This is a genomic window from Bordetella petrii (assembly GCF_017356245.1).
In the GTDB taxonomy this organism is placed as follows: Bacteria; Pseudomonadota; Gammaproteobacteria; order Burkholderiales; family Burkholderiaceae_B; genus Bordetella_A; species Bordetella_A petrii_D.
Genome location: NZ_JAFMZZ010000001.1, coordinates 3,336,224 through 3,351,699, shown reverse-complemented (window position 1 = coordinate 3,351,699; position 15,476 = coordinate 3,336,224). Strand labels below are relative to the sequence as shown.

The 15,476-nt window shown below is 67.2% G+C and carries 12 protein-coding genes; 1 reads left to right on the top strand and 11 read right to left on the bottom strand.

Annotation, left to right across the window (positions count from 1 at the left end):
- Positions 1-80 precede the first annotated feature (80 nt).
- From J2P76_RS16080 to ggt, 11 genes are all read right to left on the bottom strand, one after another.
- Positions 81-1,883, bottom strand: a complete 1,803-nt coding sequence (locus J2P76_RS16080) for an aminopeptidase P family protein (RefSeq protein ID WP_207408681.1) — start codon at positions 1,881-1,883, stop codon at positions 81-83.
- Positions 1,884-1,891: 8 nt separating this feature from the next.
- The gene (locus J2P76_RS16075) at positions 1,892-2,710 is read right to left on the bottom strand and encodes a M55 family metallopeptidase (protein ID WP_207408680.1); all 819 of its coding nucleotides are present in this window, start codon (positions 2,708-2,710) and stop codon (positions 1,892-1,894) included.
- Between the two features lie 41 nt (positions 2,711-2,751).
- Positions 2,752-3,831, bottom strand: a complete 1,080-nt coding sequence (locus J2P76_RS16070; protein ID WP_207408679.1) for a P1 family peptidase — start codon at positions 3,829-3,831, stop codon at positions 2,752-2,754.
- Positions 3,832-3,840: 9 nt separating this feature from the next.
- Entirely contained in the window at positions 3,841-4,725 is an 885-nt protein-coding gene (gene gsiD, locus J2P76_RS16065) for a glutathione ABC transporter permease GsiD (RefSeq protein ID WP_207408678.1), read from the bottom strand.
- Between the two features lie 7 nt (positions 4,726-4,732).
- A complete protein-coding gene (gene gsiC / locus J2P76_RS16060) occupies positions 4,733-5,653 on the bottom strand; it encodes a glutathione ABC transporter permease GsiC (RefSeq protein ID WP_207408677.1) in 921 nt (306 codons plus the stop codon).
- Between the two features lie 78 nt (positions 5,654-5,731).
- The gene (gene gsiB / locus J2P76_RS16055; RefSeq protein ID WP_207408676.1) at positions 5,732-7,294 is read right to left on the bottom strand and encodes a glutathione ABC transporter substrate-binding protein GsiB; all 1,563 of its coding nucleotides are present in this window, start codon (positions 7,292-7,294) and stop codon (positions 5,732-5,734) included.
- 36 nt (positions 7,295-7,330) lie between these two features.
- Positions 7,331-9,196 carry a dipeptide ABC transporter ATP-binding protein gene (locus J2P76_RS16050; protein ID WP_242697388.1) on the bottom strand — a complete coding sequence of 622 codons (1,866 nt, stop codon included), beginning with the start codon at positions 9,194-9,196 and terminating at the stop codon, positions 7,331-7,333.
- On the bottom strand, positions 9,193-10,071 hold the full coding sequence (locus J2P76_RS16045) for an ABC transporter permease (RefSeq protein WP_207408675.1): 879 nt from the start codon (positions 10,069-10,071) through the stop codon (positions 9,193-9,195). The genes J2P76_RS16050 and J2P76_RS16045 overlap by 4 nt, the downstream gene beginning before the upstream one ends.
- Complete coding sequence (locus J2P76_RS16040; RefSeq protein ID WP_207408674.1) at positions 10,068-11,012, bottom strand: ABC transporter permease; 945 nt, start codon at positions 11,010-11,012, stop codon at positions 10,068-10,070. The genes J2P76_RS16045 and J2P76_RS16040 overlap by 4 nt, the downstream gene beginning before the upstream one ends.
- Positions 11,013-11,100: 88 nt before the next feature.
- The gene (locus tag J2P76_RS16035) at positions 11,101-12,615 is read right to left on the bottom strand and encodes an ABC transporter substrate-binding protein (protein ID WP_207408673.1); all 1,515 of its coding nucleotides are present in this window, start codon (positions 12,613-12,615) and stop codon (positions 11,101-11,103) included.
- A gap of 81 nt (positions 12,616-12,696) precedes the next feature.
- Positions 12,697-14,325 carry a gamma-glutamyltransferase gene (gene ggt, locus J2P76_RS16030; RefSeq protein WP_207408672.1) on the bottom strand — a complete coding sequence of 543 codons (1,629 nt, stop codon included), beginning with the start codon at positions 14,323-14,325 and terminating at the stop codon, positions 12,697-12,699.
- Positions 14,326-14,436: 111 nt separating this feature from the next.
- Here ggt and J2P76_RS16025 point away from each other — a divergent pair, with 111 nt between their 5' ends.
- On the top strand, positions 14,437-15,339 hold the full coding sequence (locus J2P76_RS16025; RefSeq protein ID WP_207408671.1) for a LysR substrate-binding domain-containing protein: 903 nt from the start codon (positions 14,437-14,439) through the stop codon (positions 15,337-15,339).
- Positions 15,340-15,476 lie beyond the last annotated feature (137 nt).

Below are 15,476 nucleotides of genomic sequence, written 5' to 3'. Positions count from 1 at the left end.
TTCTTTCGTTCTTCTGGCGTCCGGGCCGGCCGGGGCGAGTCGTGGCGGGCTGGCGTGGGCGCCGCGGCGCCACAAGAACCCTACTCAGCCCCCAGCAGCGGCCGCGTCCTCTCCTGTAGCCACTCGAGCGCCCGCCCGGACACCAATCCCGACAGCCGTTCCCGGACCGTCCGATGGTAGTCGTCCAGCCAGGCGGCCTCGTCGGGCCGCAGCAGCGAGGCGTCGATGCAGCGGGTGTCGATGGGGCACAGGGTCAGGGTTTCGAAGCACAGGAACTCGCCCAGTTCGCCCTCGAGCCAGCTGCGGTTGGCCACCAGGTTCTCGATGCGCACGCCCCAGCGCCCGGGGCGGTAGATGCCGGGCTCGTTCGAGGTGATCATGCCCGGCTCCATGGCCGTGTGGGGGCCGGGCGCCGCCCGGTAGGAAATGACCTGCGGCCCTTCGTGCACGTTCAGGAAATACCCCACCCCGTGGCCGGTGCCGTGGCCGTATTCGGCCCCGCCCTGCCAGATGGGCGCGCGGGCGATGGCGTCGAGCATGGGCGACGGCGTGCCGCGCGGGAAGGCGGCGCGCGACAGCGCAATCATGCCCTTGAGTACCAGCGTGAAATCGACCTTCTGGTCGGCGCTGGGCCGGCCGACGGCCACCACGCGGGTGATGTCGGTGGTGCCGCCCAGGTACTGGCCGCCGGAATCGATCAGCAGCAGCCCGTCGCCTTCGATGACGGCGTGCGATTCGGCGGTGGCCCGGTAGTGCGGCATGGCGCCATTGGCGTTGAAGCCGGCGATGGTGGCGAAGCTGGGGCACACATAGCCGGGGCGGCGCGCGCGCGCCGCCGTGATCTGCTCGTCGATGGTCAGCTCGGTGACGGTGTCGCGGCCCAGGGCGTCTTCGAACCAGGCGAAGAATTCGCACAGCGCGGCGCCGTCGTGCGCCATGGTCTGGCGCACATGGGCCAGCTCGGCCTCGGACTTGCGCGACTTGAACAGCGTGCTGGGATTGATGGCCTCGACGCGCGGCACCGACGGATCCATGGCGTGGAACACCCCGCAGGTGACGCGGGCCGGGTCGATCAACAGGGTCTGGTCGCGTTCGAGCGAGCCCAGGGCCTCGGCGGCCAGCCCGTAGGGCGCCACGTCGACGCCATCGGCCGCCAGGGCCGCGCGCAGGGCGGCGCCTATTTTGCCGTCGGCCACGAACAGCGTGGCATGGTCGGAGCCGACCAGGGCGTGCGCCAGGAACACCGGGTTGTACGACACATCGGCGCCGCGCAGGTTGAACAGCCAGGCGATGTCGTCCAGGGTGGACACCAGGTGCACGTCGGCGCCGTGCGCCCGCATGGCCTGGCGCAGCTGGGCCAGCTTGTCGGCCCGCGAGGCGCAGGCGTAGGGCGGTTCATGCGCGTACACGGGCGCGTCGGGCAGGCCCGGGCGGTCGGGCCAGATCTCGGACAGCGGGTCGGCCTGGATGTCCAGGCTGGCCCCGGCCGGCGCCAGGGCTGCCGACAGCGCCCGGAAGGCGGCCAGTCCCAGCACCTGGCCGTCCACGCCCACTCGCTGCCCGGCCTGCATGTGCGCCGCCAGCCAGTCGATATGGCCCGGCGTGTTGGCCGCGGCGATTTTCATCAGCTGCACGCAGGTACCGGCCAGCTGGGCCTCGGCCTGCACCCAATAGCGGCTGTCGACCCACAGGCCGGCGAAGTCGGCGGTGACCACCAGGGTGCCCACCGAGCCGGTGAAGCCGCTGAGCCACTGGCGGCCCTGCCAGCGGGCGGGCAGGTATTCGGACAGGTGCGGGTCGGCGGACGGGACGATGCAGGCGTCCAGGCCGCGGCGGCGCATGGCCTGCCGCAGCTGGGCGATGCGGGTATCGGTGGGGGGCATGAGTATCCTTAGCGCAGCATGGATGACATGGCCGACAGGCTGTTGAGCGTGCGGATGGCGGCCTGCATGCTGTCTACGGCAAAGCGCAGGGTCACGCCGTCCACGCGTTCGAGCGTGGGCCACATGCAGAACAGGTCGGCCAGCGCCGAACTCTGGGTCTGCAACCGGCATTCTATAGGCGCGGCGATGCGCAAGGGAACCGCGCCGGCGGCGCCGCGCACCGCGGCCTCGGCCGCGGCGGCGATGGCCTGGCGGGCGGCGGCCGGCGACAGCGTGGCCCCGCTGCCCTGCCCGTGCGCCACCTTGGTCTGCACCCACTGCGCATGGGGAAACAGCGGACGGGTCTCGGCAATGAAGACATCATCGCCGCTGGCCAGGATGACCGGCACGCCGAGCTCGCCGGCCAGCGCCCCATACAGCCCCGCCTCGCCCAGCTCGGCGCCGTTGATGAACACGCGCGCGAAGGCAAAGCTGTTGATCGTGTGGGCCAGGATGCCGCGCGCCTGCGAGCGCGCGTGGTAGCCGATCAGGCAGACCGCGTCGCAGGGTTCTTCCAGGCCGCCCATCATGCCCAGGTAGCGCGGCTTGCCCAGCACCAGGCGGGCGCGCGGGTCCAACGCGTCGGGCAGCAGGTTGCGGAAGCCGCCGTGCGAATCGTTGACCAGGACTTCATCGGCGCCACCGGCGAAGGCGCCCTGGATGGCGGCGTTGGCCTCGCCGGTCATCCAGGCGCGGGCCCGCTCGTACTCGCCGTTGCCGGCCCGGACCTGCTCGGCATGGAACACGCCGGCCACGCCCTCGATGTCAGTGGAAATCAGGATCTTCATGAGTGTGTCACCAGGGTTGCGGCGGCCGCCTGCCGGGCCGCCTACAGTTCAGTGCGCGCCAGCCATTCGCGCCAGCGGGGCGCGGCTTCGCGGATGCAGATGCGGCGGTGGCCGTCGCGGCCGCTGACCGATTCGGCATGCCACAGCGCCGCCACGATGGCCTGTTCGGCCGCCTCGGCCGCGGCTTCGAACAGCGGATCGATGCGGGTCTCGTGCAGCAGCGCCACGGCCGGCATGCCGCGCTCGGCCAGATGGGGAATGGTGTAGGCCGTGGAAAACGCCAGGGCGATGTCGCCGCTGCCGTGGCCGAACACCGATCCGGTGCGCGCCAGGCCGGCGCCGGCCCGCAGCGCCAGGCGGCGCAGCTGGCGGGCATCGAGCGGCGCGTCGGTGGCCAGCAGCAGGATGATCGAGCCCTGCTCGGGGCGCGCCGCCTCGGCGGCCTGGCTCTGGTCTTGCTGGCGGGCCAGTTCGCGGCCGAACGGCCGGCCGGCAATGGTCAGGCTGGGCAGGCGGCCGAAATTCGCCAGCACCAGCGCACCCACGGTATGGCGCAGGCCCGGCTGGATGCCGGCGATGCGCGATGCCGAGCCGATGCCGCCTTTGAGCGAGAACGACGACATGCCGCGCCCCGCCCCCACCGAACCCTGCGCGAAGCGGGCATCGGCGGCGGCCAGGGCCTGCGCATAATGCGCTTCTTGCACGGCCAGCGCCTGGATGTCGTTCAGGTAGCCGTCATTGCATTCGAACACCAGCGGATTGACAGTGGGCCATTCGCGTCCGATGGCGGGGTTGCCGGCCACGGCGGCGCGGATCTGCGCATTGGCCACCGCGCCCACGCCGAACGTATTGGTCAGGGCCAGCGGGGTTTCCAGCACGCCCAGTTCGCGCACCTGGACCAGCCCGACGCTTTTGCCGAAGCCGTTGAGCACCGCCGCGGCCGCCGGCACTTTGTCGCGGTAGGTGTCGCCGGCATGCGGGCGCACCACGGTGACGCCGGTCTGCAGCGAGCCCCGGGACAGGGTGTGGTGCCCCACCGTAACGCCGTGCACGTCGCTGATGGCGTCCAGCGGCCCCGCCGGCAGCGCGCCGATGCGGGGAAGAATCGAATGGGTATCCATCGGCGCAGACTACAGGCGGTCTATCTTGGGATCCAGGGCATCGCGCAAGGCGTCGCCCAGCAGATTGAAGGCCAGCACGGTCAGGAAAATGGCCAGGCTGGGAAACAGCGCCACGTGCGGCGCATTGACCATGTCGGCGCGCGCCTCGTTCAGCATGGCGCCCCATTCGGGCGTGGGCGGCTGCGCGCCCATGCCCAGGAACGACAGGCTGGCCGCCGTGATGATGGACGTGCCCACGCGCATGGTGAAATACACCACGATGGAAGAGATCGTGCCGGGCAGGATATGCCGCAGCAGGATGGTCCGGTCGGACGCGCCGATGCTCTTGGTGGCCTCGATGTAGGTCAGGTGCTTCAGGGCCAGCGTATTGCCGCGCACCAGGCGCGCGAAGGCCGGCACGCTGAACACCGACACCGCCACCACCACGTTGGTCATGCTGCTGCCCAGGATGGCCACCACGCCCAGCGCCAGCAGGATGCCCGGGAAGGCGAACAGCACGTCGGAAATGCGCATGGTGATGCGGTCCCACCAGCCTTCGTAGTAGCCGGCCAGCAAGCCCAGCGTGCAGCCCACCAGCGCGCCCAGCAGCACCGACAGAAAGCCGGCCGCCAGCGAAATGCGCGCGCCCATCAGGATGCGGCTGAAGATGTCGCGGCCCAGCGGGTCGACGCCGAACCAGTGGGCCGCCGAGGGCCCGGTGTTGAGCATGTCGTAGTCGAAATAGTTCTCGGCGTCGTAGGGGCTGATCCAGGGCGCCAGCACGGCGATCAGCACCAGCAGCAGCACGAATACCAGGGCGCCCATGCCCACGTGCTGCTTGCGGAACTTGCGCCAGAACTCGCCCCAGGGGGTGCGTACGTCGGTGCCGGTCTGCACGGCGGTCGTTTGCGTCATGGCCGCCTCACTTGTAGCGAATGGTGGGGTTGATGAAACCGTAAAGCATGTCCACCACCAGGTTGATCAGGATGAATTCCAGCGAGAACAGCAGCACCAGCGCCTGGATGACAGGGTAGTCGCGCATGTTCACCGAATCGACCAGCAGCCGGCCCAGGCCGGGCCAGTTGAACACGGCCTCGACCACGATGGAGCCGCCCAGCAGGAAGCCGAACTGCAGGCCCATCATGGTCACCACCGGAATGAGCGCGTTGCGCAGGCAGTGCTTGACGATGACAATGCGCTCGCGCAGGCCCTTGGCGCGCGCGGTGCGCACGAAATCTTCCTGGATCACTTCCACGAACGAGGCGCGGGTGAAGCGCGCCATGACCGCGGCCACCGCCGCGCCCAGCGTGATGGAAGGCAGGATGTAGTGCTGCCATGAATTGGCGCCCACTGTCGGCAGCCAGCCCAGGTCCACCGAAAATATCTGCATCAGCAGCATGCCCAGCGCAAAGGCCGGAAATGAAATGCCCGAGACGGCCAGGGTCATGCCCAGGCGGTCGGGCCAGCGGTTGCGGAACACCGCCGAGGTAATGCCGATGGCCATGCCGAACACCACCGACCAGGCCATGCTGACCAGCGTCAGCAGCAGCGTGGGCATGAAGCGCTCGCCAATCTCCACCGACACCGGCCGGCGCGTGCGGATCGACGTGCCCAGGTCGCCCTGCACGATATTGGTGAAGAACCGTACGAACTGTTCGGGCAGCGGCTTGTCCAGCCCCAGCTCTTTGCGCACCAGCTGGACGGTTTCGAGGTCGGCATCCTGCCCCGCCGCCAGGCGCGCCGGATCGCCGGGCAGCATGTGCACGAACAGGAACACCAGCACCGCCACGATCAGCAGGGTGGGCGCCAGGCCCAGTAACCGCTTGAGGAAGTAATTCAGCATTTTTCAACCTGATCGGCGATGCGCGCGCCCGCGGTTGCCGGCGCGCGCATCGGCCGTGTTGCGGCCGTTGAGGTCCGCTTACTCGGAAAGCGAGATGTCGTCGGAATTGATGTTGCCGTCGGGCATCACATAGACACCATCCAGCTTCTTGCTGCGGGCATACAGCACTTTTTCAGTGACCAGCGCCGCCCACGGGGCATCCTTCCAGATCTGCTCTTGCGCTTCTTTGTAGAGCTGGGTCTTTTCCTTGTCGTCGACCGAACGCAGGGCCTTGGCGATGTCGGCGTCGACCACCTCGTTCTTGTAGTAGGCCGTGTTGTTCAGCTTGGGCGGGAAGGATTCCGAGGCCAGCAGCGGACGCAGGGCCCAATCGGCCTCGCCGGTGGACGACGACCAGCCCGCGTAGTACATGCGCACGGGGGCGGTGGCGGGGTCCGGCGCGGATTGCACCAGCTCGGTGCGCTGGCCCACTTCCAGGGCCCGCACCTCGACTTTCACGCCGACCTGGCGCAGCTGCTGCTGCACGAACTGCAGCACCTTCTGGGTGGTGGTGTTGCTGTAGCCGCCCCACAGCACCGATTCAAAGCCGTTGGGATAGCCGGCCTCGGCCAGCAGCTGCTTGGCCTTCTTGGGATCGTACGGCCACGGGTCCATCTTGTAGGCGTAGGTGACGCCCTGCGGCACGATGCCCTGGGCCGGGAAGGCGTAGCCGGCGAACGCCACCTTGGCCAGCGCCTCGCGGTTGATGGCATAGTTGATGGCCTGGCGCACCTTCACGTTGTCGAAGGGCTTGTGCTGCACGTTGAAGCTGATGTAGCGCGTGATGATGGAATCGCCGGTCAGCACGTCCAGCTTGTCGCTCTTTTTCAGCAGCGCGGCCTGCTCGTAGGGCAGCGTGTAGGCGAAATCGGCCTCGCCGGTCTGCAGCATGGCGGCGCGGGTGCTGTTTTCCAGCACCGGCTTCCAGGTAATGGTGTCGATCTTGGGATAGCCCTTCTTCCAGTAGCCGTCGAACTTCTTGCCGCGCACGTAATCGGTCTGTTTCCAGCCGTCGAACACGAAGGGGCCGGTGCCTACGGGGTGGAAGGCGATGTCCTTGCCGTATTTTTCCAGCGCGGCCGGCGAGATGATGGCCGCCGAGGCGTGCGCCAGCGAGTTGATGAACGGCGCGAACGGCTCTTTCAGGGTGATGCGCAGCGTGCTGGCATCCACCGCCTCGACCTTGCCGATGCGGTTGAACTGGTTGTAGCGCGCCAGATGGTTGTCGCGGTTCAGCACGCGGTCCAGGTTGGCCTTGACGGCCGCCGCGTTGAAATCCGTGCCGTCATGAAACTTCACGCCCTGGCGCAGCTTGAACGTGTAGGTCAGGCCGTCGGGCGTGACGTCGTAGCTTTCGGCCAGCACCGGCTTGATCTTCAGATCTTTGTCGAACTCGAACAGGCCTTCGTAGAACGACTTGGTGACGGCCGTGGTCAGCGTGGTGTTGGTGTTGTAGGGATCCAGGGTCTCGGCCTGCGAACTCAGCGCCAGCACGACATCCTTGGCCGCGAACGCGGCGCTGCCGCAGGTCAGGGCCGACAATGCCAGCAGGCTTGCCGCCAGGGTTTTTCGCTGGAACAGCGAATCGACTCGTTTATTCATGGACAGGCTCCTTGGGGGTATGCAGTCGCTTGCTTATCAATAGGCACCGGCAATGCGATGCCGGGCGACAAAATGCCGCGGTGCAACCTGCACCAGCGGCTGGACCGACGGTTCGTCGCCGACGGCCCGGATCGGGCTGGGAATTTCATCGGACAGCAGTTCGCGCTTGGCGTGCCGGCGCGCCGGATCGGCGATCGGCACGGCGTCCATCAGCTTGCGCGTGTACGGATGCTGCGGATTCTCGAAAATGGCGCGGCGCGGGCCGATCTCGACGATCTGCCCCAGGTACATCACCGCCACGCGGTGGCTGACGCGCTCGACCACCGCCATGTCGTGCGAAATGAACAGGAACGCCACACCCAGCTCGCGCTGCAGGTCGAGCATCAGGTTGACGATCTGCGCCTGGATGGAAACGTCGAGCGCCGACACCGATTCGTCGGCCACCACCACCTTGGGGTTCAGGGCCAGGGCGCGCGCGATGGCGATGCGCTGGCGCTGCCCGCCGGAAAACTCGTGCGGATAGCGGCTGGCGTGCTCGGCCGGCAGCCCGACTTTTTCCAGCAGCCAGGCCACGCGCTGGCGCGCCGCCTCGCCTTTGGCGATGCCGTGCACCAGCAGCGGCTCCATGATCGAGAAGCCCACTGTGACGCGCGGGTCCAGCGAGGCGAACGGATCCTGGAAAATGAACTGGATATTGCGGCGCAGGTGCTGCAGCGTGCTGGACGGCATCTCGCGGATGTTCTGCCCGCCGAATTCGATGGCGCCGCTCTGGCTTTCGACCAGGCGCAGCAGCGAGCGGCCCGTGGTCGATTTGCCGCAGCCCGATTCGCCCACCAGCGCCAGCGTCTCGCCGGGATACAGGTCGAAGCTGACGCGCTCGACCGCGTGCACGCGCCGCTTGACGCGGCCGAACAGGCCGCTGGGCACATCGAAGCGGGTGATCAGGTCTTTGACGCGCAGAATGGGCTGGGCGTCGGCGTGCACGGTATCGTGGGGCCGGTCCGGCTCGGGCGCCTGCCCGGCATCGACGCGCAGCAGCGGAAACTTGGCCGGCAGGTCGGTGCCGGCCATGGCCCCCAGGCGCGGCACGGCCGACAGCAGCGCGCGCGTATAGGCGTGCTGCGGCTGGCCGAACACCTGTTCGGAAGCGCCCTCTTCGACCTTGTCGCCGCGATACATCACCAGCACGCGGTCGGCCACTTCGGCCACCACGCCCATGTCGTGCGTGATGAAGATCACGCCCATGTCCATTTCTTCCTGCAGCTGGCGGATCAGTTGCAGGATCTGCGCCTGGATGGTCACGTCCAGCGCCGTGGTGGGCTCGTCGGCGATCAGCAGCTGCGGCTTGCACGACAGCGCCATGGCGATCATGACCCGCTGGCGCATGCCGCCCGACAGCTGGTGCGGGTAGCGATCGAGAATGGCGCGCGCCTCGGGAATGCGCACCCGCTCGAGCATGCGCAGGGTCTCGGCCCGCGCGGCTGCGGCGTCCAGGCCCTGGTGCAGCTGCAGCGCCTCGGCGATCTGCGACCCCGCGGTAAAGCTGGGGTTCAGCGAGGTCATGGGTTCCTGGAAGATCATGGCCACGTCGGCGCCGCGCACGCGCTGCAGCACGTTTTCGCCGGCGCGCGCCAGGTCCAGGACTTCGCCGCCGCGCCGGCGCAGCTGCATGTCGCCGCGCACGATGCGCCCGCCCCCGTATTCCACCAGACGCATCAGCGCCAGCGAGGTGACCGATTTGCCGGAACCGGACTCGCCCACGATGGCCAGCGTTTCGCCGCGGTCGACGTGGAACGATACATCGCGCACGGCCTCGACCACGCGCTCGGGGGTATTGAAGCGTACGGTCAGGCCATCGACCTGCACCACCCTTTTGGCATCCATGCTAGTCATCGCGTTCATTTCTCTTGCCTGGGGTCCAGTGCGTCGCGCAGGCCGTCGCCCAGCAGGTTGAATCCCAGCACCGTCAGGAAAATCGCCGATCCGGGGAAGATCGACATCCAGGGGGCCTGGGTCATGAAGTTCTTGGCCGTGTTCAGCATCGAGCCCCACGACGGATTGGGCGGCTGCAGGCCCAGCCCCAGGAACGACAGGCTGGCCTCGGCGATGATAGCGGTGGCGATGGTGATGGTGGCCTGCACGATCAGCGGCGGCATGATGTTGGGCAGGATGTGGCGCAGGATGATGCGCGTATCCGACGCCCCCAGCGCCCGCGCGCTTTGTACGTAGTCTTCGTTTTTCACGGCCAGCACCTGCCCGCGCGCCAGCCGGATGAACTTGGGCGCGGCCGATACGCCGATGGCGATCATGGCGTTGGTCAGGCTGGGGCCCAGGAAGGCGGCCAGGGCAATGGCCAGGATCAGGAACGGGATGGCCAGCAGCGCCTCGGTGCAGCGCGACACCACGCTGTCGATCCAGCCGCCGAAATAGCCCGACACCAGGCCGAACGGCACACCCGCGACCAGCGCGATCAGCACCGACACCAGGCCTGCCATGAGCGAGGCGCGCGCGCCGTACAGCATGCGGCTGTAGATGTCGCGGCCCAGCTCGTCGGAGCCCAGCCAGAAAGTGGCCGAAGGCGCCTTGCGGATGGCCATGAAGCTGGTCTGCAGCGGATCGTGCGTGGCCAGCAGCGGCGCCAGCAGCGCCAGCAGCACTACGGCCAGCACGATGGCCGCGCCCAGCAGCGCGACGTAATTGCGTTTGAATTTGCCCCAGGCGCGGTTGCGGCTGCGGGGCGGCGTGACGGCAGCGGCCGTGGCGAGTTGTGCGCTCATGCGTGCCTCAGGCGGGGATTGACCAGGATATACAGGATGTCGGCCAGCAGATTCATGATGATGAAGCCGACCGCCACGCACAGCACGACGCCCTGCACTACCGCGTAGTCGCGCGTGAATACCGCGTCGACGATCAGCTTGCCGAAGCCCGGAATGGTGAATACCTGTTCGGTGAGCACGGCGCCGGCCAGCAGTTCGCCGAACAGCAGCGTGACCAGGGTCACGATGGGCATCAGCGCATTGCGCAGCGCGTGGCGCAGCACCACGCGGCGCGGCGACACGCCCTTGGCGCGCGCGGTGCGCACGTAGTCGGCGCTGAGGGCCTCGAGCATGGCCGAACGCGTGTGCCGCATCAGATAGGCCGCGATGGCCGAGGACAGCACCAGCGCCGGCATCAGCATGGTTTTCATCGACATCCAGAAATCGTCGAAAGGCGAGACATAGCCGGACGCCGGCAGCAGCCGCCATTTCACCGACACCAGCATGATCAGCAGGATGCCCAGCCAGAAGTTGGGAATGGACATGCCGGACAGGGCCGCGACGTTGGCCCCCATTTCAGTGGCCGTGCCCTTGCGCACGGCCGCCACAATGCCCATGGGCACGCCGATGATCAGGGCGAAGAACATGGCCATGGCGGCCAGCTGCAGCGTCACCGGCAGCTTCTGGGCGATCAGGCGCGTGACCGGCACATCGGTGCGCAGCGACTTGCCCAGGTCGCCCTGCAGCACCTGCGACACCCAGGCGCCGTATTGCACCGGCAAGGGGTCGTTGAGCCGGTACTTGTCGCGCAGGTAGTCGAGCACGGCGGGGTCGCGCTCTTCGCCGGCCATCGTCAGCACCGGATCGCCAGGCAGGATTTTCTGCAGCATGAAGACGATCATCGACACCAGGATCAGCGTCGGGATCGCCACCAGCACGCGGCGCAAAATGATTTTGAACATAGGTGGAACCTGAAATTCTGGTTGGCGCCAAACGCGCGGGCCGTGCGTTGCGGCACGGCCCGGCGGTCAGGCGCGCGGCTCGGCCCCGCTACTGCGCGAAGCTCACGCCCTTGAGGCGGATCATGCCGTCGGGATAGGGATTGAAGCCCTTGACCTTCTTGGCCAGCACGAAGGGCCAGGGCTGGTAATAGATATACACCGCCTGGGCATCGGCCTGCAGGATCTCTTGCGCCTGGTCGTAGATGGCCTTGCGCTTGGCTTCATCGGGAACGGTGCGGGCCTGGGCCAGCAGCTTGTCGACTTCCGGGTTGCAATAGCGGCCGTCGTTGAGCGCGCCCTTGCAGGTGACGAACTGGTAGATATTGCCGTCGGGGTCGACCCGGCCCGACCAGCCGCGCATCAGCAGCTCGAAGTTGCCGCTTTGCGCTTCGTTGAGCAGCGCCGCGTATTCGGTGGGCCGCAGGCTGAGCTGGAAGCCGGCTTCGGCGGCCATGGCCTGCACCATTTCGGCGATGGCCGAAGTGGTGGTGTTATTGCCGAAGGCCAGTTCCGCCTTGACCTGCTCTTTGCCGGCTTCTTTCAGCAGGGCCTTGGCCTTGGCGATGTCGCGCGCGGGAATGGGGAACTTGTCGCTGTGGTAGGGGCTGGCGGGCGGGAACGGCTGGTTGGCAGGATCGAAGATGCCGCCGCCGACCACTTCGTTGATGATGTTGCGGTCGAGGGTGAGCTCGAACGCGCGGCGCACCCGCTCGTCGGCAAACGGATTGGTCTTGGCTCGTTCGCCGTTGGCCACGTTGAAATAGAACTGCTGGTAGCCCAGGCCCGAGATGGGCGCGAACTGCAGGCTGGGATCGGCCTTGACCTGCTGGGCGTCCGACGGGTTCATGCGCTCGAGGATGTCGAGGCCGCCGGCGCGCAGGTTGGACAGGCGCACGGTGGTGTCGGGAATGGGCAGGAAAGTGACGCGCTTGAACGCGAAGTCTTTGGCGTTGTAGTACTGGTCGAACTTGTCGAGCACGATGCGGTCGTTCTGCACCCGCTCGACGAATTTGTACGGCCCCGAGCAGATGGGCTTGCGGCCCACGGCGCCGATGTCGTCGGAAAAGATCTTGGGCGACAGCATCATGCCGGCGCGGTCGGACAGCGCGGCCAGCAGCGTGGCATCGGGCTGCTTGAGCGTCAGCACCAGGGTTTGCGGGTCGGGCGTGTCGATCTTGGCGATCGAGGCCAGTTCGCCCTTGCGCATGCTTTCTTTCAGCGTCATGGCGCGTTCGAGATTGGCCTTGGCCGCCGCCGAGTCGAACTTGCTGCCGTCGTGGAACAGCGCGTCGGTGCGCAGCTTGAACGTCAGCACGGTGTTGTCTGCGTTCCAGGACCACGACTGCGCCAGTTGCGGCACGAACTGCAGCTTTTCGTTGACGTCGACCAGCTTGTCGCACAGCGAGGTGAAGACGATGCGGCCGACATAGGTGCGGGCGCGGTGGGGATCGAGCACATCGGGGTCTTCTTGCAGGCCGATGCGCATTTCCTGCGCCACCGCGGCCCCCGATGCAGCCGCCAGCAGCGCGGCGCACAACCCCAGCTTGAAGTGCGAAAGCTTCATATGTGTTTCCCTTGTATGAGTGTTGTGAGTATGGAACCGGCGCCACGAGCCCGGCGCCGGTTCAGAATGCCATGGTTCGGCCTAGAAACCAACTGCCTGGCCGTCGCGGCGGCTGTCGCTGGCGGCGACATAGCCGTGCTCGTTGTCGCTTTCGTGCAGGCGCCAGATGAACTGGCCGGCGCCGAAGTCCATGTAGGGGTCGTCCACCGACTTCATGGTGTGGCCGAGCGCCCGCAGGCCATCCACGGTGGCGCGGCTCATGGTGGACTCGATGTCCAGCGAGAAGTCGCGGTTGACCTTCCAGCGCGGCGCGCAGCAGGCGGCCTGCGGCTGCTGGTGGTAGTCGAGCATGCGCACCACGGTTTGCAGGTGCCCCTGCGGCTGCATGTCGCCGCCCATGACGCCGAAGCTCATGACGGGCTTGCCGCCGCGCGTCAGGAAGCCCGGGATGATGGTGTGGAACGGCCGCTTGCCGCCGTCGACCACGTTGGGCGACTTCGGGTCCATGGAAAAGCCCACGCCGCGGTTCTGCAGGCTGATGCCGGTGCCCGGCACCACCACGCCCGAACCGAAGCCCATGTAGTTGGACTGGATGAACGAGATCATCATGCCGCTTTCGTCGGCGGCGCTCAGGTAGATGGTGCCGCCGGCATGCGGCCGGCCGGCCTCGAACTGCGTGGCGCGGTCCAGGCGGATGAGCTTGGCGCGGCTTTCCAGGTAGGCGTCCGACAGCATCTGCTGCGGCGTGACGTCCATGGTGCGCGGGTCGGACACGTAGCGGTACAGGTCGGCGAAGGCCAGTTTCATGGCTTCGATCTGCACGTGCTGCGACAGCACCGAATCTACCTGCATGCTGCCCAGGTCGAAGTGCTCGCAGATGCCCAGCGCCATCAGCGCGGCAATGCCCTGCCCGTTGGGCGGGATTTCGTGCAGTTCATAGCCGCGGTACGACTTGGAAATGGGCTTGACCCACTCGGGCCGGTAGTTGCGCAGGTCGTCGAGCGTCATGGCGCCGCCGCATTCTTTGCTGAACGCAGCGATTTTCTCGGCCAGCTCGCCTTCGTAGAAGTCGCGCCCGCCGCTTGCGGCGATGCGGCGCAGCGTATAGGCCGCATCGGGAATGCGGAAATGCTCGCCGACGGCCGGCGCGCGGCCGTTGGGCAGGAAGGCCTGGGCATAGCCCGGCTGGTCGCGCAGCTCGTCGGCGGCGGCGGCCCACTTGTGGGCCACCACGGGCGGCACGGCATAGCCGCGCTCGGCGATCTCGATGGCGGGTTCGAACAGGTCCGCGAACGGCAGCTTGCCCAGCTTTTCGTGCAGCGCGGCCCAGCCGGCCACCACGCCCGGCACCGTGGCGGCATCCCAGCCGCGCTTGGGCTGCTTGGCCAAGCCGTCGGGGCCGGTGCCGTATTTGCGCTTGAAGTACTCGACGTTCCAGGCGGCCGGGGCCACGCCCGAGGAATTCAGGCCATGCAGTTCCTTGCCGTCCCAGACGATGGCGAAGCAGTCGCCGCCCAGGCCGCAGGACACTGGCTCGACCAGCACGATGGTGGCCGCCGCGGCAATGGCCGCATCCACCGCATTGCCCCCCTTGAGCATCATGCGCAGGCCGGCCTGCGCCGCCAACGGATGCGAGGTGGACACCACGTTGCGGGCGAACAGGGGAATCCGCGCCGTGGGATAAGGATTGTTCCAGTCGAAGGTTTTCATGGACGCTGAAGCTCGAAGTAAGAAAGAAAGACGGAGAAAAGACAATCGAAATTACTCTTGTGCTCTAATTAAATCAATTTGAATAATTGATTTAACGTACAAAATTATTTTATGAGTAGCATCCGCTTTCTGCGCAGCTTCCTGGCCGTGGCCCACCACGGTTCATTTTCAGAAGCAGCCGAGCAAGTCGCCCTGACCCAGGCGGCCATCAGCTTCCAGATGCGCTCGCTGGAAGCCGAACTGGGCCGCGAACTGTTCGACCGCAGCGGCCGCCTGGCCATCCTGAACGCCGCCGGACGCGAATTGCTGCCCGACGTGAAGCAGCTGGTCGACCTGTACGACCGCCTGAAACTGCCGCGCAACACCCCGGGCGCGCTGGCCGGCGCCGTGTCGATCGGCGCGGTGGTGTCCTGCATGGGCACGCTTTCCAAGGTGGTGTCCAGCCTGAAGCGGGAGCACCCGGGGCTGGATGTGCGCGTGCTGTCGGGCAAGGCCAGCGAGCTGGCCGGCAAGGTCGAGGCAGGCGAACTCGATGCCGCCTTCCTGGTGGAAAGCAGCCGCAAGATGGCCAGCACGCACTGGACCCCTTTGTACGAAGAGCCGCTGGTGGTGGTGGCGCCGCCTTCGGCCACGGGCCAGACCGCCCAGGCGGTGCTGGCCGCCAACCCTTTCCTGCGCTTCGACCGCACCCAGCGCACCGGCCGCCAGATCGACCGGGTGCTGCGCCGCCTGGGCGTGCCGGTCAGCGAGTTCCTGGAGCTCAACGCCATCGAAACCCTGGTGGAACTGGTGCGCCAGGAAGTGGGCGTGAGCCTGCTGCCGCTGCTCAACGGCTCGAACTGGCAGTCCAGCGCCGACCTGCGCATCCTGCCGCTGCCCGAAGAGGCTGGCCATCCGGCCCGCAGCCTGGGCATGCTGGAACGGCGCGACCACGCGCGCCAGGACATCACGCGCGAGATCTGCGCGCAAAGCCTGGCGATATTCCGGCTGCGGACGCAGCCTTTGCCGGGCTGAATGGCGCGGGCGCGTGCTCGTCTGGGGGGCTGCAGGTGTCTGGCTCCGAAGGTGCCAGACACCGAGGTGTGCGGAGACTGTCTCGGCAGTACGGTGTCTGGCACCTTTGGAGCCAGACACCTGCCAGCGATGGCCTG

Coding starts and splice junctions, on each gene's coding strand:
- J2P76_RS16045 (WP_207408675.1), bottom strand. CDS start 10,071: ATGAGCGCACAACTCGCCACGGCCGCTGCCGTCACGCCGCCCCGCAGC.
- J2P76_RS16040 (WP_207408674.1), bottom strand. CDS start 11,012: ATGTTCAAAATCATTTTGCGCCGCGTGCTGGTGGCGATCCCGACGCTG.
- J2P76_RS16075 (WP_207408680.1), bottom strand. CDS start 2,710: ATGAAGATCCTGATTTCCACTGACATCGAGGGCGTGGCCGGCGTGTTC.
- gsiC (WP_207408677.1), bottom strand. CDS start 5,653: ATGCTGAATTACTTCCTCAAGCGGTTACTGGGCCTGGCGCCCACCCTG.
- J2P76_RS16080 (WP_207408681.1), bottom strand. CDS start 1,883: ATGCCCCCCACCGATACCCGCATCGCCCAGCTGCGGCAGGCCATGCGC.
- J2P76_RS16070 (WP_207408679.1), bottom strand. CDS start 3,831: ATGGATACCCATTCGATTCTTCCCCGCATCGGCGCGCTGCCGGCGGGG.
- J2P76_RS16025 (WP_207408671.1), top strand. CDS start 14,437: ATGAGTAGCATCCGCTTTCTGCGCAGCTTCCTGGCCGTGGCCCACCAC.
- J2P76_RS16050 (WP_242697388.1), bottom strand. CDS start 9,196: ATGAACGCGATGACTAGCATGGATGCCAAAAGGGTGGTGCAGGTCGAT.
- J2P76_RS16035 (WP_207408673.1), bottom strand. CDS start 12,615: ATGAAGCTTTCGCACTTCAAGCTGGGGTTGTGCGCCGCGCTGCTGGCG.
- gsiD (WP_207408678.1), bottom strand. CDS start 4,725: ATGACGCAAACGACCGCCGTGCAGACCGGCACCGACGTACGCACCCCC.
- gsiB (WP_207408676.1), bottom strand. CDS start 7,294: ATGAATAAACGAGTCGATTCGCTGTTCCAGCGAAAAACCCTGGCGGCA.
- ggt (WP_207408672.1), bottom strand. CDS start 14,325: ATGAAAACCTTCGACTGGAACAATCCTTATCCCACGGCGCGGATTCCC.